Source organism: Microbispora sp. H10830, from assembly GCF_014161375.1.
Lineage (GTDB): Bacteria > Actinomycetota > Actinomycetes > Streptosporangiales > Streptosporangiaceae > Microbispora > Microbispora catharanthi.
On the sequence record NZ_JABBWX010000019.1, the window covers coordinates 1 to 21885 of the forward strand.

General features: G+C 70.3%; 17 protein-coding genes. 4 read left to right on the plus strand and 13 right to left on the minus strand.

Annotation, left to right across the window (positions count from 1 at the left end):
* Positions 1-355: amidohydrolase family protein (locus HHX35_RS35520; RefSeq protein WP_396781466.1), on the minus strand; the 355-nt coding region annotated here is incomplete at its 3' end.
* A complete protein-coding gene (locus HHX35_RS35525) occupies positions 352-1266 on the minus strand; it encodes an SDR family NAD(P)-dependent oxidoreductase (RefSeq protein ID WP_182903013.1) in 915 nt (304 codons plus the stop codon). The genes HHX35_RS35525 and HHX35_RS35520, both read right to left, overlap by 4 nt.
* 73 nt (positions 1267-1339) lie before the next feature.
* Between HHX35_RS35525 and HHX35_RS35530 the strand changes: the two genes are divergently transcribed.
* Complete coding sequence (locus HHX35_RS35530) at positions 1340-2203, plus strand: PaaX family transcriptional regulator C-terminal domain-containing protein (RefSeq protein WP_205826452.1); 864 nt, start codon at positions 1340-1342, stop codon at positions 2201-2203.
* Positions 2204-2265: 62 nt separating this feature from the next.
* Here the strand turns inward: HHX35_RS35530 and HHX35_RS35535 are convergent, their stop codons facing one another.
* Positions 2266-3639: a PHB depolymerase family esterase gene (locus tag HHX35_RS35535; protein WP_182903014.1), complete on the minus strand. Its 1374-nt coding sequence runs from the start codon at positions 3637-3639 to the stop codon at positions 2266-2268.
* Positions 3640-3896: 257 nt separating this feature from the next.
* Here HHX35_RS35535 and HHX35_RS35540 point away from each other — a divergent pair, with 257 nt between their 5' ends.
* Positions 3897-4364, plus strand: a complete 468-nt coding sequence (locus HHX35_RS35540) for a MarR family transcriptional regulator (RefSeq protein ID WP_310739523.1) — start codon at positions 3897-3899, stop codon at positions 4362-4364.
* An 8-nt stretch (positions 4365-4372) separates the two neighbouring features.
* Here the strand turns inward: HHX35_RS35540 and HHX35_RS35545 are convergent, their stop codons facing one another.
* From HHX35_RS35545 to HHX35_RS35580, 8 genes are all read right to left on the minus strand, one after another.
* Positions 4373-4828 carry a GNAT family N-acetyltransferase gene (locus HHX35_RS35545; protein ID WP_182903015.1) on the minus strand — a complete coding sequence of 152 codons (456 nt, stop codon included), beginning with the start codon at positions 4826-4828 and terminating at the stop codon, positions 4373-4375.
* Positions 4829-4940: 112 nt separating this feature from the next.
* Positions 4941-6191 carry an SGNH/GDSL hydrolase family protein gene (locus tag HHX35_RS35550; protein ID WP_182903016.1) on the minus strand — a complete coding sequence of 417 codons (1251 nt, stop codon included), beginning with the start codon at positions 6189-6191 and terminating at the stop codon, positions 4941-4943.
* Complete coding sequence (locus HHX35_RS35555) at positions 6188-8227, minus strand: alpha-glucuronidase (RefSeq protein ID WP_310739524.1); 2040 nt, start codon at positions 8225-8227, stop codon at positions 6188-6190. The genes HHX35_RS35550 and HHX35_RS35555 overlap by 4 nt, the downstream gene beginning before the upstream one ends.
* Positions 8214-8933: a hypothetical protein gene (locus tag HHX35_RS35560; protein ID WP_182903017.1), complete on the minus strand. Its 720-nt coding sequence runs from the start codon at positions 8931-8933 to the stop codon at positions 8214-8216. Before HHX35_RS35560 ends, HHX35_RS35555 begins: the two co-directional genes overlap by 14 nt.
* Entirely contained in the window at positions 8930-10450 is a 1521-nt protein-coding gene (locus HHX35_RS35565; RefSeq protein ID WP_220506265.1) for a GH39 family glycosyl hydrolase, read from the minus strand. Before HHX35_RS35565 ends, HHX35_RS35560 begins: the two co-directional genes overlap by 4 nt.
* Before the next feature lie 91 nt (positions 10451-10541).
* The gene (locus HHX35_RS35570; RefSeq protein ID WP_182903018.1) at positions 10542-12209 is read right to left on the minus strand and encodes an extracellular solute-binding protein; all 1668 of its coding nucleotides are present in this window, start codon (positions 12207-12209) and stop codon (positions 10542-10544) included.
* Positions 12210-12273: 64 nt separating this feature from the next.
* On the minus strand, positions 12274-13146 hold the full coding sequence (locus tag HHX35_RS35575; protein WP_310739526.1) for a carbohydrate ABC transporter permease: 873 nt from the start codon (positions 13144-13146) through the stop codon (positions 12274-12276).
* Positions 13143-14135: a sugar ABC transporter permease gene (locus HHX35_RS35580; protein WP_139580826.1), complete on the minus strand. Its 993-nt coding sequence runs from the start codon at positions 14133-14135 to the stop codon at positions 13143-13145. Before HHX35_RS35580 ends, HHX35_RS35575 begins: the two co-directional genes overlap by 4 nt.
* Positions 14136-14426: 291 nt before the next feature.
* Here HHX35_RS35580 and HHX35_RS35585 point away from each other — a divergent pair, with 291 nt between their 5' ends.
* Positions 14427-15500, plus strand: coding sequence for a LacI family DNA-binding transcriptional regulator (locus HHX35_RS35585; protein WP_182903020.1), 1074 nt, complete (start codon positions 14427-14429; stop codon positions 15498-15500).
* Here HHX35_RS35585 and HHX35_RS35590 read toward each other — a convergent pair.
* Entirely contained in the window at positions 15462-17492 is a 2031-nt protein-coding gene (locus tag HHX35_RS35590) for a beta-galactosidase (RefSeq protein ID WP_182903021.1), read from the minus strand. The two genes, HHX35_RS35585 and HHX35_RS35590, sit on opposite strands and share 39 nt — an antisense overlap.
* 376 nt (positions 17493-17868) lie before the next feature.
* On the opposite strand from HHX35_RS35590, the gene HHX35_RS35595 reads away from it, so the two are divergent.
* The gene (locus HHX35_RS35595) at positions 17869-21075 is read left to right on the plus strand and encodes a tetratricopeptide repeat protein (RefSeq protein ID WP_182903022.1); all 3207 of its coding nucleotides are present in this window, start codon (positions 17869-17871) and stop codon (positions 21073-21075) included.
* 95 nt (positions 21076-21170) lie between these two features.
* On the opposite strand, the gene HHX35_RS35600 is transcribed toward HHX35_RS35595, so the two are convergent.
* A complete protein-coding gene (locus HHX35_RS35600) occupies positions 21171-21716 on the minus strand; it encodes a YceI family protein (protein ID WP_182903023.1) in 546 nt (181 codons plus the stop codon).
* Positions 21717-21885 lie beyond the last annotated feature (169 nt).

Below are 21885 nucleotides of genomic sequence, written 5' to 3' on the forward strand. Positions count from 1 at the left end.
GCACCCCGTACTCCTGCACCAGCCGCCGCGCCTCGCGCACCCCCGCCCGGCCCTTCCAGGGATCGACACTGGCGAACGGAATCAGCACGTCCGGGTGCTCCGCGCAGCTCTCCGCCACCTCCTCGTTGGAGATGCGCGGGTGCCCGGTGGCATGCTCGGCGTCCACGGTGAACACCACCGCGGCCATCCTCCGCTCGCGGTAGTACGCGGCGATCTCGGGGATGGTCGGCCTCGGGTGCTCCTTGAAGTACTTCTCCGAGGCGCCGAACAGCTCGGCGCTCAGCGAGGCGTGCCCGCCGGCGGAGACCTCGGCGTGCGTGTGCACGTCGATCGCGACCAGGTCCTCGATGTTCACCGGGTCTCCGTATTCGCGGGTGCGGGGATGCCGTACGTCTCGAGGGCGGCGCCGAGGCCCGTAGGCCAGGAGGCCGCGATGGCGTCGGCCGTCCAGCCGCCGTCGGCGTACGCCACGGCCTTCTCCGCCGGGTGCGACCACACCGCGAGCCGGTCTCCCCCGATGCCGACGGCCTGGCCCGTCACCCCGGCGGAGGCGTCCGAGGCGAGGAAGACGACGAGCCCCGCCACGTCCTCGACGGTGCCCATCCCCTCGTCCCTGCGCAGCCACCGCGGGAACGGCTTTCCGGTCCGCTCCGCCTCCTCGATGACCGGGGCGAAGGCGGGGATCGTCTTGGTCATCTCCGTGGCCGCCACCGGGACGATCGCGTTCACCGTGATGTTCGCCCTGGCCAGCTCCATCGCCCAGGTCCTGGCCATGGCGACCACGCCCGCCTTGGCGGCGGCGTAGTTCGTCTGGCCGAAGTTCCCGCGCTGGCCCGCGGGTGAGGAGACAAGGATCAGCCGGCCTCCGCTCCCCTGCTCACGCATCCGCACCGCCGCCGCCCGGGCGCAGGTGAACGTGCCGCGCAGGTGCACATCGATCACCGCGTCGAAGTCGTCGTCCGACATCTTCCACAGCACCCGGTCGCGCAGGATGCCCGCGTTCGTGACCATCACATCCAGCCGGCCGAACTCCTTGACCGCGGTGGCCACCAGCCGGTCGGCCACCTCGGCGGATCCGACCGGGGCCACGACGGCCGCGGCCCTGCCCCCCTTCGCGGTGATCCCGCCGGCGACCCCCGTGGCCGCGTCGCCGTCCACGTCGTTCACGACGACCGCCGCCCCTGCCGCCGCCAGCGCCTCGGCGTACGCGCGGCCGAGGCCGCGGCCCGCGCCGGTGACAACGGCCACCTTGCCGGAAAGATCCATAGTGTCGCCCTTCGCTCGGCAGCCCGATATCGTCGAATGTATGGCAGCTATCTGACGGCCGTCAAAGATTTGCATGACGTCCGGGACCGTCTACCCTTCTGTTGTGATCCTCGGCGGCGAAGACGACCAGACGGCGCCATCCCTGCGCCCGCAGTCCCTGATGTTCAGCTTCCTCGGCATCTACGTGCTGCATCGCGACATCGCCGTCTACTCCGGAAGCGTCATCGACGTCTTCGCCCGCCTCGGCGTCTCCGAGGAGGCCGTACGGTCGACGCTCGCGCGAATGGTGAAGCGGAACCTGCTGGCACGGCATCGGCAGGGCCGGAAGGTGTATTTCGGGCTTACCCCGCATGCCGTGGAGGTCTTGGAGGACGGGCGCAAACGGGTGTGGGAGACCGGCGCGGTGAACCGCGACTGGGACGGCACCTGGACGCTCGTCGGCTTCTCCATCCCGGACAGCCGCCGCAGCACCCGGCACGACCTCCGGTCACGGCTCATCTGGAACGGCTTCGGCCTGCTGCAGAGCGGGCTGTGGATCGCGCCGGGCGTCCAGGACGTCACCGACGTCCTCGCCTCTCTCGATCTGGGCGACCACGTGACCGTGCTGACCGCCAGGGCGTTCACGCCGACCGAGGCGGCCGACCTCGTCGGGAAGGCGTTCGACATCGAGCAGATCGCCGCGCGCTATCGGGCGTTCCTCGCCCAGTGGGACGTCCCCCGGCCGTTCCCCGGCGCGCCCGACGACCTCGCGCGGCAGCTGCTGCTGCACACCGACTGGCTGCAGCTCGTCCGCCAGGATCCGCACCTGCCCGCCGAGCACCTGCCCCGGGACTGGCCGGCGATCCAGGCCGAGCAGACCTTCCAGACGCTCGCCCAGCGGTACGAACCGCCCGCCGCCGAGCTGGCCGCCACCGTCCTGGACACGCTGGCCGTCTGACGCCCGGCCGCGCCGCCCCCTGATGGTTGTCGCGGCGCGGCCGGGTGCGGCCGAGGCCGGTGTCAGGCGATGGTGCAGGCCGCGCCGTTGAGGGCGAAGCCGGTCGGAGCGGTGTTGGTGCCGCTGTAGACGCCCTGGAAGCCGAAGCTCGTGCTGCCTCCGGCGGGGATGGCGGGGTTGTAGGAGACGTTGCGGGCGGTGGCCTGGGCACCGGACTGGGTCACAGTGGCGTTCCAGGCGTTGGTGACCTGCTGGTTGCCCGGCCAGGTCCAGGTGACGGTCCAGCCGTTGACGGGAGCGCTGCCGGTGTTCGTGATCGTGACGTCCGCCGTGAACCCGTTGTTCCAGGTGTTCGGGGTGTAGGTGACCCTGCACCCGCCGGGCTGCGGGTTCGACGGGCTCGCGGACGGCGACGGGCTCGCGGACGGACTGGCGGACGGGCTGACCGACGGGCTGACGGTGGCGCTCGGACTCGGGCTCGGACTCGGGCTCGGGCTCGGGCCGCTACCGGTGAGGCCGAAGAACTGGATGGCGACGGCGGCCATGCCGCTCATCGGGAGGCTGTGGCCCGCGCCCTGGATGCTGTACGCCTCGACCTTCACCGCCCCCGTGGAGTCGGCGTAGCGGCGGCGGCTCCAGCCGGACTGCGGGGTGTCGGTGCTGGTGGGTGTCTGGCTCAGGCCGTGCACGTTCGTCCACTGCTTGATCTCCTCCTCCAGCTCGGCGTAGTTGACCACCGTGTCGGCGGTGCCGTGCCACAGCTGCATCCGCGGCCAGGGCCCCCGGTAGTTCGGGTTGGCGTTGCGCACCGCGTCGCCCCACTGCTGCGCGGTCTTGCCGACGCACGGGGAGGAGTTGCCGCCCGGGCTGTAGGCCGCCTCGTTGGGGAAGCACGTGAACGGCACGCCCATGAACGCCGCGCCCGCCTTGAACACCTCGGGATACAGGGCGAGCATGGCGTTGGTCATCATGCCGCCCGAGGAGGCGCCGGTCGCGAACACCCGGTTCGGGTCGCCGTGGTACTGCTGCTCGACGTAGGTCACCATCGACATGAGCGACACCGGGTCGGTCTGGCCGCCGCGCACCTTGGACGCGTCGGACCAGTTGTCGAAGCAGTTCATCTTCTTCGAGGCCGACGGGTAGATCACGATGAAGCCGTACCGGTCGGCCAGCGACGCGAACTCGGTGGACGAGTAGAAGCCCGGCCCCGTGCCGCCGCACGTGTGCATGGCCAGCACGATCGCCGGGTTCTGCTGGGCGTTGTTCGGGACGTACACGTACATGCGCAGATTGCCGGGGTTGGCGCCGAAGTTGGTCACCTCGGTCAGCGTGGCCGCGGCGGCGGGGTGCGCGGACACCAGCACCGACGCCAGGGCCGCGGCGGCGCACAGCACCGCGGCGACGGCACCGGCGAGCGCCGCGAGTAATCGCTTCATCCGCTCCTCCTTTTTCGATCAGCGGCGGTTCCCTCTTTTCCGTGCGCCTTTCCGCGCACGTTCCGGAATCGCCGTCCGCTCGGAAGTCGTGACGTCAGCCGGTATAGAAGCGGCATCGGCCTGCGGTCAAGTCACGGCCGCGAGGGCTCCGGCGATCAAATAGGAGTTATCGCTGCATATCAAGGTACTTGCTATCAAGTGACTTGATAGCAAGCCGCGAAACTTACATCTTGAAGATCGCGCGGTATCGTCGTCCGGTGACCGCCCACCGCCCCCGTCCCGCCGCCCAGCCGGCCGCGCCCGCGGCACGCCTGAGCTACCTGGTGTTCCGCCTGGAGCGCCGCATCCGCGCCCGCCTGGACGACACGCTCGCCCGGCACGGCGTCACCACGACCGAGTACATGGCGCTCAGCGAACTGCGCACGCGCGACGGGGTGTCGTCGGCGGAGCTGGCCCGCATCGCCTTCGTCACGCCGCAGGCGATGAACCTCGTCATCCGCGACCTGGAACGGCGCGGCCTGATCCGCCGCGACCCCCACCCGGACGGCGGCCGCACACTGTGCGCCCGCCTCACTCCCGAGGGGGTGACCGTGCTTCGGCGATGCGACAGCTCGCTCGACGACATCGAAACGATCATGCTCGCGAAGGTCGACGACACGACGCGGGAGACCCTCAGAGACGGACTCACCGTGTGCGCCCGGGCCCTACGCCCGGACGCGTACTGACGAAGTCGTCAGAGCAGCCTGGTCATGAACACGCTGTGCGGATCGGGCCGGTAGTCGGCGAAGGGTTCGCAGTAGCCGAACCCGAACTTCTCGTACAGCCTTCTGGCGGGCAGGAAGAAGTCGGCTGAGCCGGTCTCCAGGCTCAGCCGGGTGAAGCCCATCCGCCCGGCCTCGGCGATGATGTGCCCCAGCAGCAGGGACGCGATCCCGCTGCGCTTGCGCGCCACAGCGGTGCGCATCGACTTCAGCTCGGCGTGCGCCGGGTCGAGCCTCTTGAGCGCGCCGCAGCCCACGATGATGTCGCCGTCCATCACCGACCAGAACGTGACCTCGGGCGTGCGCAGGCCGTCGAGGTCGAGGGCGTGCTTGCTCTCCAGCGGAGTGATGGACCGCATCTCCCGCACGTGTTCCCGCAGGAACTCGGCGATCTGCGGGCCGGACAGGTCGTCCTCGACGATTCTCATCGCGCTCGTTCATCCATCGGTGCTCGGTGACATCGGTGCTCGGTGACATCGGTGCTCGGTGACATCGGTGCTCGGGGAACCGCAGCCGGACGCCACTCTAGCCGCCGGCGCGTCAGGCGAATCGGAAGCCCGGGGGCAGCGGCTCCCGCCGGAACAGGTGTGCGGGTACGGCGTCGGCGAGGGCCTGGTACCCCGCCGGGTTCAGGTGCAGGTGGTCGCCCACGTCGTACGCGGCGAGCAGCCGGCGGGGATCGGCCGGGTCGCGGGCGGCGCCGTCGAAGTCGATCACGGCGTCGAACCGGCGGCCGGCGCGGATCCACTGGTTGACCGCCTGCCGGGCCGCCTCCCGGTAGCCCTGCGCGTCGTCGTAGGAGGCGTTGCCGCCGAACGGCGTCAGCGTCGCCCCGTAGACACGGATGCCCCGCGCGTGCGCCCGCGTGATGATCTGGTCGTAGGCGAAGATCAGGTCGTCGGTCACCTGCTTCTGCGCGGCCGGGGTCGCCTCGGCGGTGCCGATGTCGTTGACCCCCTCGAACAGGACCAGCCACGCCACGCCGCTGTGGGCGAGCACGTCGCGGTCCAGCCGGGCCAGTACGTTGGGGCCCAGGCCGTCATTGAGCACCCGGTTGCCGCCGGCCGCCTGGTTGACCACCGCCACGCCGTCCATCCCGTGCCGGGACCGCAGGCGGTCGAGCAACCGGTCGGGCCAGCGGTCGTTGCCGTTGGTGGTCGAGCCCCGGCCGTCGGACAGCGAGTCGCCCACCACCGTCACCGCGGCGACCGAAGGATCGGCCCACACCTCCACTCCGCTGAGGAGGTACCAGTGGTCGACCGCGGTCGCGCCGGGCAGGTCCTCGGCGTCGGCGTGGTCGCCGGGCAGCAGGTAGGAGGTGGTCCGCGAGCCCGGATGCGAGGTGATGCTCGCCGAGCGCTGCCCGTCGGCCAGATAGACGGTCACCGTCAGGTTCGACCCGGGCACCGGCTCGACGTCCAGCGGGTCGGAGACCGCCTGCGCCCCGGCGGGGATCGTCATCGACGGGCGGCCGTGGAAGGTCACCGGCCGCACCGTCCCCGGCTGGACCGCGCTCACTCCCGCCCGCCCCCCGGCCGGCAGCGCCACGGTCGCCTTCGTGATGGGCAGCGCCGCGCCGCCGAAGGCGTTCGACACCCTCACCCGCAGCTGCCGCCCGCCCACCGAGACCCGGACCGTCTGCCGCAGCGTGGCGTCGGCGAGAACGAGGTCATCCCGGGTGAACGGTGCGGGCGGCATGTTGTCCGGCTCCGTCAACTGCGGCATCGCCGTCCAGGTGGCGACCCAGTGCCCGTCCTCTTCCTGCACGCCGTGGCGTTCCGGCGCCGTCATGGGATGCGCCGGCCGCGGACGTCGGGCACGCCCGACTTGCGGAAGAAGTAGGCGTTGATCTGGTCGCGCCACTCCTCCGCGCAGCGGACCTGCTCGTCGAGGAGCTCCTTGACCCGGGCGTGCAGGGACGGGTCGAACAGTGCGGCGGCCTCCTCCCAGCGCCGTCTGGCCTCGATCGCCTCCTCGACTCCCGCGAAATGGGTGTCATAGATGTGCTGGACGACGGTCGCCCCGCTGTGCAGCACGTGCCCGTACGGGACGTGGTGGAAGAACAGCAGCAGTTCGTCGGGGCATCGGTCGAGCGACTCGTACACCTCCGACCACGGCGGCGGATACTGGCCGGTGAAGCCCGTCCCGGTGGCGCGGGTGCGGTCCACGCCGACGCCGTCCCGGTCGGCGAAGTGGTAGGTGCCCCACGGCGTGTACTCGTATCCGTCCACGTCGGGCCCGTAGTGGTGGCCGGGACGGACCATGAAGCCGACGCCCAGCGGCGCGGTGTACCGCTCGTAGGTGCGCCAGGAGCCGTCCATGATCGCATGGAGGGTGTGCCGCAACCGCTCGGTGTCCCCCGTCGCCGTCGGTGTGAAGGTGAGGTCGATCCACTCGTCGAGGATCGCCGCCGGGTCCGTCCACGGCGCCCAGGCGAGCCTGCCGAAGGCGTACAGGTTGGCCTGGGCGAGCGGGTGGCCGGTCCAGTAGGGGTCGTCGCCCACGTTGGAGACCGCGACGAGCCCGCCGCCGTCACCCGAGGCTCCCCCGGCGATGTCGGCCACGGCGGTTCCGTCCGGTCCCCAGGGGCGGAAGCCGAGCACCTCGCGCCACATCGGGGGGAGGTAGCAGACGTGCCGCTGCTGGCCGGTGTACTCCTGCGTCACCTGCAGTTCCACGGCCAGGCGGGTGGCGGGCATGGCCGCGATCACCGGCGACACCGGCTCGCGCACCTGGAAGTCCACCGGGCCGTGTTTCACCTGCAGGATCACGTTGTCGCGGAACCGCCCGTCGAGCGGGGCGAAGTGGTCGTACGCGGCGCGGGCCCGGTCGGTGGACCGGTCGCGCCAGTCCTGCCGGTGGTTGTAGACGAAGGCGCGCCAGTGGACGACCCCGCCGAACGGCTCCAGCGCCTCGGCCAGCAGGTTCGCGCCGTCGGCGTGGTCGCGCCCGTACGCGAACGGGCCGGGCTCCCCCTCGGAGTCGGCCTTCACGACATAGCCGCCGAAATCGGGGATCGTGTCGTACACCCGCTCGGTGACGCCCGCCCACCACTTCCGCACGCCCTCGTCCAGCGGGTCGGCGGTCGGCAGCCCCCCGAGGACGACGGGCGAGGCGAAACTCACCGACAGGTGGACCCTGATCCCGTACGGCCGCAGCACGTCCGCGAGCGCGGCGACGTCGCCGAGCCGGTCCGTCAGCAGGCGGGCCTCTGTGGCGCGCACGTTCACGTTGTTCACGGAGATCGCGTTCACACCGCACGCGGCCAGCAGCCGCCCGTAGGCCCGCACGCGGGCCAGGTCGCCGCGCGGCGCGCCGTCGCGCCAGAAGATCGACCCGCCCGCGTAACCGCGTTCGACCTGGCCCATCACCGGATGGACGTCGACGTTGTCCCAGTGGTCGAGCATGCGCCGCCGCATCGCGGGCCGATGACGCCCGGCCCGAAGCTCTCCGGCGAACGCCCGCTCACCCAGCCGCACGACGTGGAACAGGCCGTAGAGCAACCCGGCGGGATCGTCGGCGAGCACGACCGTCACGCCGTCGCGCCGCGCGAGCAGGTATCCCTCGGCGCCGATCGCGGAGTCGGGGCGGACCTCGCCCGCGACGCCCGGCAGCGGTTCCGTGGTGAGCGCGAGCACGAGGTCGTACGGCCCGTCCTCGGCGCCGCGACGCACGCGTCCGCCATACCGGGCACAGGCGTCCGCCACCTCGTCGTGGACGGTCCCGGCGAGGAGCCCGTCACCGAGCACGAGTGTGCGGCGCGAGCCGATCGCACGGAACGCCTCCGGCGGCAGCCACGCCGGATGGACAGGATCAGGAGTCGTCACGAGGCCCCTCCGGGGAATCGCCCTGCACGGTGAACTTCTCCGTGACCCCGGCGATCAGCGGCCGGCTGTTCAGCAGCAGCGCCGCCGCGAACACCGAGGCCAGCAGCGTCAGCGCGGCCTCGGAGGCGACCAGCGTGACACCCGCCGCGACGACGAGCAGGCACGCGTTGGCCAGCGCGACCCTGGGCGAGGAGAAGAGGAAGTACGCGGCCAGGCGGGCGACGTCCCTCGCCCGGAACGCGAACAGCGATGTGATCACGAGGGCGTTCGCGCCCCAGAGGGCCGCCGCCAGCGCGATGAGGACCAGCAGGATCGCCCACCACCCCGGGACGCCCGCGGCGCCGAAGTTCGCGAGCGTCGATCCGAGGACGGTCAGCCACGCCAGCAACGGGATCCAGAGCTTCACGACCCCGCGGACGTTCATCCGGTAGCCGCGCCAGAACGCCGTCGCCGGGTGGAGATCCGTCAGGTCGAGCCGGCGGTGGTGCACCGCGTACAGCGCGGCCGACAGCGCCGGGCCGGCCGGGAGCGCGCAGGCCGCCGCCAGCGGGACGTTGGCCGCGTCGCGGTCGAGCAGGACGAGCCCGATCAGGCCGGGCACGGCGGTGACCAGGACCAGGAGCTCTACCACGAGCAGGGTGTAGACCAGCGCGGAGGCGCGCGAGAGCGGTCCCTGGCCGAACCGCCGGATCGTCGTCTCGGTCATGACGCAGCCTCCTCATCCAGGCCGAGCAGGCGACGGTCGTCCCACCTGTCCCCCCAGGGCGGAGTCTCGTCGACCACGGGCGTGATCTCCAGCAGGGTGACCTCGTGGCGGTCGAGGGTGATGTCCAGGGCGACCCTTCCGTCCTCGATCGGCAGGCTGCGATGGCCGCGGACCGGCTCCGCCGCCTCCCGCAGCGCGTCGAGCTGCCGGGACCGGGGCGAGGCGGGGCGGCCCATCTCGCACCACGCCCTCCAGGCGTTGCCCTTCTCCTCGCTCACCGACGAGCGCAGCAGGAAGGCCCGGCCGGACGGGGAGCCGACCGGGATCGACAGCCGCACGGTGTGCCCGTCGACCGGCGGGCCGCCGGTGACGTCCACCGGCGCCCAGGCCAGCGCGGTGACCCGGCCGGCGTCGTCCCGGGTGACCAGGTGGTCCTGTCCGCGTGCCAGGATCTCCTCGCCCATACGGGCCATGAAGGCGTACAGGTGATAGGCCGGCTTCTTGATCTGACGGTGGGTCAGCAGGCCGAAGCCGCCGTGGAACAGCGAGGCCGGCACCCCTGCCTCCTCGAACGCGTCGCTGAAGGTCCAGTAGGAGAAGGAGTCGGCCAGGTCTCCCCCGGCGGCGAGCACCGGCGCGAGGTAGGCGGAGTGGAAGGCCGTGTCGTGGATCGGGTTGTCCGGCCGGTAGGAGGAGTTGAACTCGGTGATGTGCACGGGCAGATCCGCCAGCGGACCACCCCGGAGCTGCCGCCGGGGCGTGGCGAACTGCTCCAGCAGCCGCGACGGCGGGGCCAGCGTCTGGTGCACGCCGAACGGCACGTGCTGGGCCGGGCCGGACGTGTAGGCGTGCCGGCTGACGAAGTCGATCGGCAGGGACCGTTCGGCGACGAAGTCGGCGAAGCGCACCAGCCACTCGTCGGACCCGGGAGAGATGGCCGGCCCGCCCACCTGGAGCGAGGCGTCCACGTCCTTGACGGTGTTCGCGGTCACCTCGTACAGGCGGTGGTAGGCGTCCTGGTCCGCGTCGAGCCAGAAGTCCTTGAGGTTGGGCTCGTTCCACACCTCGATCGGCCAGGTGCGCACCCGGTCGAGCCCGTACCGGTCGACCAGGTGCGTCACGGTGGCCCGCACCAGCGCGGCCCACTCCTGCCACGACCGGGGCGGGGTGACGTTGCCCTTCCACCAGAAGACGGTCTGGTCGCCGGACGCGAGCCCGGAGGGCATGAAGCCCAGCTCCAGGAACGGCGCGATCCCGAGGTCGAGGTAGGCGTCGATCACCTGGTCCACGTAGGTGAACACGTGCCGCACGTGCCGGATCCCCCGGTGCTCGTACGGCCGGTGGACGCCCACCCCGTCGCTCAGCAGCCCGTGCCCCCGGATGTGCCGGAAGCCGATCTCCCGCTGGACCAGCGCCAGCGACTCCTGGTAGTCCCGGCGCAGGGCCAGGTCGAAGCGGCCGGTGCCGACGCAGAATCGCCAGGCGTCCGTCAGCCGGCTCGGGGTCTCGTCCGGCATGTCGGGGACAGGGTGGGGCATCATCGTCCTTCGCTCGCCGTTCCGGGCAGTGCGTGCCGGCCATGGGACAGGCACGACCGGCCCGGGCCGGTCAGCCGTGCTCCTTCTTGTAGCGCTCGTACGCGCCGTTGACGAGGTTGACGTAGGACGTCATGTTCTTCGCCTCGAGCTCCTTGACGTAGGCGTCCCACTCGTCGAAGCTCCGCTTGCCGAGGATGAACTCGAGCGTGTTCTGGGTGGCGTGGTCCTTCAGCGGGGTCTGCCACAGCGCGGCCTGCTCGCGCTCCTCGTCGCTGAGCGGGCTCGGCGGCTTCGGCGGCAGCGCCTTCCTGGCGTTCATCGTCTTCTGCCATTCGACCTCCTCCTCGGAGAAGGTCGACTGGAGCAGCTCGGTGCTGCCGCCGTAGGCGAACACGCCGTTGGAGAAGCCGAAGTCCTTCTGCAGGTGCTTGGGCGCGCCGGGGTTGAGGCCGACGAAGTCGACGTCCTTCGCGAGCTGGAACTTGCCGGAGCCGTCCTTGGTGTAGGTGGTCCCCTCGACGCCCCACTTGGCGAACACCTGGCCCTCGTCGGAGTACCAGAGCCAGTCGATGAACTGCATCATCGCGACGAAGTTCTTGCTGTCCCGGGCCTTCTTCGAGATCATGATGCCGTTCTCCAACCGGCTGTCGTTGGCGTCGGCCTTGACCGGCCCCTGCGGCCCGATGGGCACCGGGATCTTGATGAGCTTCGCCTTCGGGTTGGCCTTCTTCAGCGGCGGGCGATACTCGTTCACGAGCGTCTGGGCGTTGCCACTGATCACGAAGGACTTGCCGGACGCCAGCTTCTGGATCGCCTGATCGTCCTGCTGAGTGAAGCTCTCCGGGTCGAGCAGCTTCTCCTCCACCAGCGTGTGGAGGAACTGCAGCATCTGCTTGTACTGCTCCATCGCCCCGGTGTAGGCGAACTTCTGCGCCGTGGGATCCCACGTGATGCCGGTGGTGAAGCCCCAGCCGCCGCGTGCTCCGCTGCCCAGGCCGAAGACCTGGTTCAGCATGGCGCCGCCCGGCGTGGGGATGCCCCATCGGTCCGAGTAGGGATAGGAGTCGGGATACTCCTCCTTCATCGCCTTCAGCATGTTGTGCACGTCGTCCCAGGTCTGCGGGATCTCCAGCCCGAGCTTGTCGAGGATGTCGCTGCGCACAATCAGCGTGTAGTCCGTCCAGTAGTCCTCGTGGAGGCCGGGGAGCAGGTAGAAGCGGCCGTCGGCCTGCCGGAGCGTGTCAAGGTCGGGCTGCAGGTTCCACTTGGCGATCTTCTCCTTGAAGTTCGGCATCAGGTCGAGGTAGTCGCTGACCGGCAGGACGCTGCCCGAGGCGACGAAGGGGGTCTCCTGGCCGGGGTAGGTCTTCGGGATGATCATCGGCGCGTCGCCGGCGCCGATCAGCAGGCTGCGCTTGTTCTCGTAGTCGCTCAGCGGCACCACGTTCGGCTGCAGCGTCACGTTGGTCCGCTTCGTCAGCTCCGACCAGAACAGCCAGTCGTTCTTGATCGGATAGAACGGGTGGTTGTTGTAGAGGATGCTGAACGTAAGCGGGGCAGCGGCCTTGAACGGCTTGCCGGCCGCGTAGTCGGCCATCGCGCCGTCGCGGTTCGCCGCGAAGTCGTCACCGCTCTTCTTGGCCCCGGAATCGCCGTCAGTGCCGTCAGTGCTGCAGGCGGCGAGCGCGAGGAAGGCTCCCACGGCGACCATCGCCTGACGCCGGTTGATCTCATACATGAAAGGGGGGTCCTCTCCCTTGGGGAAACGGGCTGAGTGAATGCGGAATGAGAGGTCCGGCGTGTTATCCCTTCACCGCGCCGAGCATGACGCCCTTGACGAAGTACCGCTGGACGAAGGGGTAGACCACCAGGATCGGGATGACCGTGAGCACCATCGTCACGGACTTGATGTTGGTGGCCACCGTCATGTCGGTGGCGTCGGCGCCGACGGATGTGCCCGTGGTGGCGCCGGCGATGAGGTTGCGCAGGTAGACGGTCACGGGGAACAGGTCGTTCTGGCTCATGTAGAGGAAGGCCGCGAACCACGAGTTCCAGAACGACACGGCGTAGAACAGCACGATCGTCGCCAGGACCGCCTTCGACAGCGGCAGCACGATCCGGAGCAGGATGCCGTAGGTGCTCATGCCGTCGATCGCGGCGGCCTCCTCCAGCTCGACCGGCAGGCCCTCGAAGAACGCCTTCATCACCAGGAGGTTGAAGACGCTGACCGCGTTCGGCAGCACGATGGCCCAGATGCTGTCCTTCAGCCCGAGGCTGGAGATGAGGATGTAGTTGGGGATGAGCCCGCCGGAGAAGAACATCGTGAAGACCGCGATCCCGATAAGGAACGTGCGGCCCTTCAGGTGCCTCTTCGACAGGACGTACGCGTAGCACGTGGTCATGACCATCGCGATGGCCGTGGCGACGACCGTGTAGACCAGGGTGTTGCGGTAGTTGATCCAGAACGTCGGGTCGGAGGCCACGAACTCGTACGTACGGAAGGTGAACCCGACGGGGACGAGGTTGACCTTGCCGGCGCGGATGGCGAACTCGTCGCTGAGCGACCGGGCGACGATGTTGACGAAGGGGTACAGGGTCACGACCACGACGCCGGTCAGAATGATCGCGTTGACGACCCGGAACACCCGGTAGCCCCGGGTCCTGTCGACGGTCACCACAGGCTCGTCCCTACCGTGCGCCGGGAGATCAGGTTCGCCGACATGACCAGGGCCAGCCCGATCACGGCCTCGAACAGGCCGATCGCCGCGGCGTAGCTGAAGCTGTTGGAGACGATGCCCATCCGGTAGAGGTACGTGGAGATCACGTCGGCGGTGGGATACGTCAGCGGGTTGTAGAGCAGCAGGATCTTCTCGAAGCCGACGGCCATGAAGGTGCCGATGTTGAGGATAAGCAGGGTGACCGCGGTCGGCCGGATGCCGGGGAGGGTCACGTGCCAGACCTGCCGCCACCGGCTCGCGCCGTCGATCCGGGCCGCCTCGTACAACTGCTCGTCGATGGTGGTGAGCGCGGCGAGGTAGATGATCGTCCCCCAGCCGACCGTCTGCCACATCTCCGAGGAGACGTAGATCGTCCGGAACCACCCCGCCTCTTGCAGGAACGCGACGGGCTCGTTGCCGGCCGCGCGCAGGAGCTGGTTGACCGGCCCGTCCACCGACAGCATCTCCATGACCAGCCCGGCCACGACGACCATCGACAGGAAGTGCGGCAGGTAGGACACCGACTGGACGAACCGCTTGATCCTCCGGCCGCGCAGCTCGTTGATCAGCAGGGCGAGGACGATCGGCGTCGGGAAGCAGAACAGCAGGGTCAGCACGCCGATGACCACGGTGTTGGTGAAGACCTGCCAGAACGACGGGTCGTTCAGGAACATCTTCACGTAACGCAGGCCGACCCATTCCTCGCCGAGCACGCTGCCGCCGGGCTGGAACTTCCGGAAGGCGATGACGTTCCCGATCATCGGCAGATATCGGAAGATCACGAAGAACAGCAGCGGGAGGATCGCCAGCGAGTAGAGCTGCCAGTCACGGCGCAGCGCCTGCCGCCAGGTGCGGCGCGGCGGGCGCTTCGCACGGGCGGGATCCGGTCTCGCCCGCCGGGGATCCCCCGTATCCGGCGACGCGTCGATCGTCCTGGTGGTGCTCATCCCGTGCCTCCGGTGCCATCCGAGCGGATCCACGGCGGCGCGTGCGGCCGCCGAAAGGGGCGGCTTCGCGCACCCCGCCCCGGGGAACGGCACGGCAGCGCGAACCGAAAGTTTCGAAAGTCCTCATTAATATTGCGGAAATATAAGACCCGGACCTGGGTGCGTCAAGAGGGTAGTCAATCGCCGAGACTCTCCCGCCGCCGAGCCCAACCCAGCCTGGATCTCGGTATATCTCAGGACCTTCCGGTGGTAGAGTTTCGCGAAAGTTTCGGAGAAACGACGAGCGGACAGATGACCAGCCCCTCCCCCGCCCGCGATCCACGCCCCACCACGATCGCGTCCATCGCCGAAGAGCTCGGCGTCTCGGTGACCACGGTCTCCAAGGTCCTCAACGGCCGCCCCGACGTCGCGCCCGACACGCGCGAACGCGTCGAGGCCGGCCTCGCGCGGCACCAGTACCGCCGCCGTTCGAAGCGGCGCACGCTCAAGGGGCAGATCGACCTCGTCTTCCACGAGTTGAACTCGATGTGGTCGATGGAGATCATCCGCGGGGTCGACGCCGTCGCCGCCGCGGCGCGGATCGAGGTCGTCTTGTCGCAGCTGAAAGGGGCGCACCGGCCACCGGAGGAGTGGCTGGACGGTGTGCTCGACCATCGCCCCCTCGGCGTGCTGTTCGTCATGTCCAGCCCGTCTCAGGCGCAGCAGCAGAAGCTGCGGCGGGCGCAGGTCCCGTTCGTCGTCGTCGACACCGACGGCGAGATCGCCGAGTCCGTGCCCGTGGTCGGCTCGAACAACTGGGACGGCGGCCTGCTCGCCACCCGTCATCTCCTGGAGCTGGGCCACCGCCGCATCGCGGTCGTCTCCGGCCCCAAGGACGTGATGTGCAGCAGGGCACGGGTCGCGGGCTTCCGGGTCGCCCACGACGAGGCGGGGCTCACCGTCGACCCCGCCCTCGTCAGGTACGGCAACTTCTACGTCGACGCCGGATACAAACACGCCATGGACCTGCTGCAACGCTCGGACCGGCCGACCGCGATCTTCGCCGGGTCGGACCTGCAGGCGCTCGGCGTCCTGCGCGCGGCCCGGCGGCTCGGCCTCGACGTCCCCGGGGACCTGTCGGTGGTCGGTTACGACAACGTGCCCGTCGCCGGCTGGGTCGAGCCCGCCCTGACCACGGTGGGCCAGCCGCTGTGCGACATGGCGACGGTCGCGACCCAGATGCTGCTCGACCTGGCCCGCGGCGTGGAGCCGGCCACGAGCCGGATCGACCTCGCGAACGAGCTCGTGGTCCGCGAGAGCACCGCGCCGCCGGGAAGCCGGGCACGCTCACGCCTGCCGCGCCCGGCGGACGACCACCGCTCCTAGGGGAGGCACGGTGACCTCCCCTGACGCCGGAAGGCCGGTGAGGAGGTCCGTACCCCCGCCCTCCACCGGGACGACGACGGGCGTCTCGGCGTCGTGGTTGAGGAGGAAGAGGTATTCGTGCCGCTCGTCCTCGCGGACCGTGCACTCCAGGTGGGCGGGGAGGCCGTCGAAGCGGTTCTCCACTCCCGCCGCTCTCAGCTCGCCGATCAGCACCCGGTCGAAGGCGTCCTGTTCCAGGAGGGTGGCGAAGTAGACGACCCGGCCGGCTCCGAAGTCGTTGGCGACGACCGCGGCGCGTCCCGCGAGCAGCCCGTCCGCGTAGGTCGCCAGTGCCGTTCCGGTTTCGAGGTGGATGTCCTCGCGCCACCAGTCCGACGTCGCCGTGCGTCCGTCGGTGAACTCGACCGTGAACCGCTCGCCGGGACGCGCCGGCCAGTATTCGTCGATCTTCGCGCCGATGAGGCGGCGGAACGCGCCCGGGTAGCCGTCCGGGCGGACGCGGTTGCACTGGTCTACGACGCCCGAGAAGAAGGACATGACGACGGTTCCGCCACCGCGGGCGAACTCGGTGACGGCGGCGACGCCCTCGTCGTCGACGAGGTACGCGTTGGGCACGACCAGCACCTTGTACGGCGACAGGTCGCTCCTGGTGGACACGACGTCGACCGCGTAGTGGTGCTCCCACAGCGGCCGGTAGTGCCGCATGACGGTGTCCACGTAGCTGAAGTCGTTGCGGGGCAGGCCCCACAGCTCCTCCAGTCCCCACCAGCCGTTCCAGTCGAACAGGACGGCGACCTCGGCCCGCGTGGCCGTTCCCGCCACAGGTGACAGCAGCCCGACCTCGCGGCCGAGCCCGGCGACCTCGCGGAAGGTGCGCGACTGCGGACCGGAGTGCGGCAGCATCGCCGAGTGGAAGCGTTCGTGCCCGCCCCGGCCGGCCCGCCACTGGAAGAACATCACCGAGTCGGCCCCGCGGGAGACCGCCTGGAGCGAGCCGAGCCGCATCCGGCCGGGCTCCTTGACCACGTTGAGCCTCCACTGGCTGACCGCGCTGGCGGCCTGCTCCATCAGCAGCCACGGACGCCCGCCCTTGAGCGACCGGAACAGGTCGAACTGGAAGGCCGACGACACGTGCGAGTCCGGGTCGGCGGGGTCGGGGTAGATGTCCAGGGCCGCCGCGTCCTCCTCCGGGGCCCAGCGCCAGTAGTCGGCGTTGCGGTAGAAGCGCATGAAGTTGGTGACGACCGGGATGTCGTCGCGGAAGGAGCGGACGATGTCGCGCTCGGCGACGAAGCACTCCAGCAGGGCGTCCGAGGTGAAGCGCTTGAAGTCCAGGATGCGGCTGGGGTTCATCCAGGTGCGGGGGACGCTCGGCACCTCGACCTGGTCCCAGTCGGTGTAGACCTGCCCCCAGAAACGGGTGGTCCACGCCTCGTTGAGGGTCTCCAGGTCGCCGTACCTGCGCGTGAGCCAGCGGCGGAAGCCGGCCGAGGCGGCCTCGTTGTAGGCCGTGGGGCCGTATTCGTTGCTGATGTGCCACATGGCCAGGGCGGGGTGGAAGGAGTACCGCTCCGCGAGCCGCCTGGTGATGTTCGCCGCGTGCTCGCGGTAGATCGGGGACGAGGGGTCGTAGTGCAGGCGGTTGCCGAAGCCGAACCGCTCGCCGTCGGCCATGACCGGGAGGACCTCGGGGTGCCGGTGGGTCAGCCAGGCGGGCGGCGCGGCGGTGGGGGTGGCCAGGTTGACCGCGATGCCGTTCTCGTGGAGCAGGTCCATGATCTCGTCGAGCCAGCCGAACTCGTACGTGCCGGGCTCCGGTTCGAGCGAGGCCCACGCGAAGACGCCGAGCGACACGAGGTTCACCCCCGCCTCGCGCATGAGCCGGACGTCCTCCCGCCACACGCCCGGATCCCACTGCTCGGGGTTGTAATCCCCGCCGTACGCCAGGCCGCCGAGGCGATCCATGAGGGCACGCATGCGAGCGTCTGTCATCCGTCACTCCCCGGCTGTCGCAGTCCCCGTCCGCGACCGGCCGGAACGGCGGAGGCCGCCGCCGGAACGGACAGGTGAGCGCGTTCTGTCGACGCTCGCACGTCCCGGCCGACCCCGCATGCGGCTCCGCCCGTACGCTGTCGCGAACTGCCACCAGAGCTAACCGGACGTACAAGGATGAGTCAATCGACAACCGGCGCACGAGCACCCGCCGACGGCCTGCGACATCCGGGCTGCCGGGTGACCCCGGATCATCCGGGGTCACCCCGTGGCCGCAGCCGACGTGCAGTGCGGCGGATCCGGTTTTAGCCTGAGATCGCCGCCGTAGCCGGCGGTACCGGGATCTGTCGGGGGAGGACAGCGAAGGAGCCACGACATGGCGAAACCGCCCGACGACCACGGCGACGGTGTTCGGATTTTCCTCGACTACCTGGTGCAGGCGCGGTCGGCGGCCTGGAACCCCTCGGCGCAGTGGCTGTCCCGCCACTCCGGCGTCCCCAAGACCACGGTCGAGTCGCTCATCCACGGCACGCGTAAGCGGCTACCGAGCTGGAGCGAACAGGTCGAGCGCCTGCTGGAGGCCTACCGCAAGAAGGTGACAGGGGACAAGCGCGGGGGTCCCGACGCGGTGCTGGGCGACATGGCGGCGTGGAAGCAGGCCTATGACGACGCGCAGAACGGCCGGCCGCCGACCTGCCCTCTCCCGATGGCCGCCGCCCCTGCCCCACCCCCGGCCACAGCAGAACCGGGCCGGCCGATCGGACAACTCCGGCCGCTGGACCTGGAAGTCCATCCGGCGATTCGCGTTGACACCGCCGATCAGGAGCTGGAGGAGTTACCCGCCTACATCCCTCGAGCGCATGACGAAACCCTCGCACAGGTGGTTCGCGAGGTGCGAGCAGGAGCATCCCGGCTGGTCGTGCTGGTCGGCGACTCGTCGACGGGCAAGACCCGCGCCTTGTGGGAAGCGGTCCGGACCCTGCCCGAGCCGTGGCGGCTGTGGCACCCGATCGACCCGGGCCGCCCGGCGGCGCTCCTGGCCGAGCTGAAGTCGATCGGCCCGTACACCGTGGTGTGGCTGAACGAGACCCAGCACTATCTGCTCACTGCCGATCAGGCCGTCGGGGAGCGGGTCGCCGGCGGGCTCCGGGAGTTGCTGCGTGCTCAGGAGCGAGGGCCGGTGCTGGTGCTGGGCACCCTGTGGCCCGCCTACTGGAAGACTCTCACCGCGGTCCCGCACGCCGGTCAGCCCGATTCGTACGCCCAGGCCCGCGAGCTGATCAAAAGCGCCAGCATCCGCCTTCCCGAATCCTTCACCGGCACCGACCTCGATACCGCAGGCCGGCAGGCGGCGAACACCGGCGATCCCCGTCTGGCCGAGGCCTTAAGCCAGGCCCCGCAGGGGCGGTTGACCCAGTACCTGGCCGGTGGTCCGGCTCTGCTGGAGCTCTACGACAACGCCGAACCCGCCGCCCGCGCCATCCTGGACGCCGCGACCGACGCCCGCCGCCTCGGTCACGGCCCAGCCCTGCCCCGCCTCCTGCTCGCAGAAGCCGCCCCCGGCTATCTCAGCGACGAGCAATGGAACCTGCTCGACGACGACTGGCTCGAACGCGCCTTCACCTACCTCACCGATCACCGCCCCTGCCGGGGAGCCCGCCCGCCGCTGGCCCGGATCAAACCTCGTCCCGGCACCGGTCACGCCCCCGCCGCACAACGTGGAGGCGAGCCGACCTATCGCCTCGCCGACTACCTCGAACAACACGGCACCCGCACCCGCCGCTCCCTCTGTCCCCCCGCCGCCTTCTGGAACGCCGCCACCCGCCACGCGGCCACGATGAGCGACCACCGCGCTCTCGCTCAGGCCGCCCGCGACCGCGGGCGCTATCGGCATGCCTCCACGCTGTACCAAGCAGTCGCCGACGCCGGCGACACCAGCGTGCTGCGGGAGATGGCGCGGATCCGGGAGCGGGCCGGCGATCACGAAGGCGCAGAACGCCTCGCCCGCGCCGCCGCCGACGCCGGCTACACCCTCGCGCTGTGGGACCTGGCGCGGACGCGGGAGCAGGGCGGCGACCATGAAAGCGCGGAACGCCTCGCCCGCGCCGCTCTCGACGCCCGCCACATCGCCGCACAGCTGCCGGAGATGGCGCGGACGCGGGAGCAGGCCGGCGACCACGAAGACGCAGAACGCCTCGCCCGCGCCGCCGCCGACGCCGGCTACATCCTCCCGCTGTTCGACCTGGCACGGACGTGGCAGCGGGCCGGCGACCACGAAGGCGCCAAACGCCTGTACCAGGCCGCCGACGACGCCGAGTACACCACCAACCCGCTGGACGAGATGGTGTGGAAACGGGAGCGGGCCGGCGACCGCGAAGGCGCAGAACGCCTCGCCCGCGCCGCCGCCGACGCCGGCGACACCACCGCGCTGTACGGCCTGGCACGGAAGCGGGGCGACCACGAAAGCGCCGAACGCCTGTACCAGGCAATCGCCGACGCCGGCCACACCTTCGCGCTGCGCGACCAGGCGCGGATGCGGGAGCAGGCCGGCGACCGCGAAGGCGCAGAACGCCTGTACCAGGCGATGGTCGACGCCGGCGACACCTTCGCGCTGCGGGACCTGGCACGGATGCGGGAGCAGGCCGGCGACCGCGAAGGCGCAGAACGCCTGTACCAGGCGATGGTCGACGCCGGCGACACCTTCGCGCTGTGGAACCTGGCACAGATGCGGGAGCAGGCCCGCGACCACGAAGGCGCCGAACGATTCGCCCGGGCCGCCGTCGACGCCGGCCACACCACGGCGCTGCGGGACCTGGCACGGATGCGGGAGCAGGCCGGCGACCGCGAAGGCGCAGAACGCCTGTACCAGGCGATGGTCGACGCCGGCGACACCTTCGCGTTGTACGGCCTGGCACGGATGCGGGAGCAGGCCGGCGACTACGAAGGCGCAGAACGCCTGTACCAGGCGATGGTCGACGCCGGCCACACCTTCGTGCTGAACGACGTGGCGCGGGTGCGCCGGCAGGCCGGCGACCACGAGGGCGCCAAGCGATTCGCCCGGGCCGCCGCCGACGCCGGCTCCACAACCGCACTGGACGACCTGGCACGGAAGCGGGAGCAGGCCGGCGACCACGAAGGCGCAGAACGCCTCGCCCGCGCCGCCGCCGACACCGGAGATATCAGTGTGCTGGACGACCTGGCGTGGAAGCGGGAGCAGGCTGGCGACTACGAAGGCGCCGAACGTCTGTACCAGGCGATCGCCGACACCGGCGACACCACGGTGCTGCGGGAACTGGCGCGGGTGCGGGAGCAGGCCGGCGACCACGAGGGCGCAGAACGATTCGCCCAGGCCGCCGTCGACGCCGGCCTCGGCTACGTGATGTACGACCTGGCGCGGGTGCGGGAGCAGGCCGGCGACCACGAAGGCGCAGAACGCCTCGCCCGCGCCGCCGCCGACGCCGGCTCCACAACCGCACTGGACGACCTGGCCATGCGGCGAGTGCAGGAGGGAAAGGGGGGCCGGTGGGCAGACCTGGTGCGGTTCGGGCTGGAGGCGGATGGGTCGGCTGCCGGACCATGGTGAGGCGTACGACCGTGTACAACCACGTTCCCGGCCTCCGATCGAGGGGGCCGTCACCCCGCCGACGCCGACGGCGTGGGCCGGCAGCGCCGGACGTGTCAGGACCGCCGGATCGCGGTGACGTCGAACTCCAGCAGCACCTTCGGGCTGATCAGGGCCGTGGTCGCGGCGTTCCAGTTCACGCCCCAGTTGCTGCGGTCGATCGTGAGGCGACCGGCGAAGCAGACCTGGAGGGCTCCCCGCGGGTGGTGCTCGACGCCGGTCAGCTCGAACGCCACGGTCACCGGCCTGCTCACGCCACGGATCGCGAGGTCGCCGGTGACCTCGAAGCCGGCGCCGGGGGCCCGCTCCACCGAGGTTGAGGTGAAGGTGATCTCCGGGTGGTCGTCCACCCGCAGGAACCTGCCGCGCAGGTGCGCGTCACGTTGCGCGTTGCCGGTCCGAACGCTGTCGGCATGGACGACGAGCCGGACGTCGGACTTCGACGGATCCTCGCCGTCCAGGTGCACGCCGCCGCCGAACTCGTCGAACCGCCCGCGCACACGAGTGGCCATCGTGTGCCGGGCGACGAACTCGATCCGCGTACGCGCGGTGTCGAGGACGTAATCACCGGTCAGCTCGCTGAATTCGGTCGCTGTCGACATGCCTGATCACTCCTGAGGGGAAACGTGGCCGGTCCTTGGGTTCGGATGGAGGCCGAGCGCGGGGAGGCGATGCCACAACCGCATGGTGCTCGTCTTCAGCAGTACGACGACACAGCACCGTGGAGTGTGAGGTGAGAGCTGCCGCATGCCCGGCGACCGCATGAGTCTT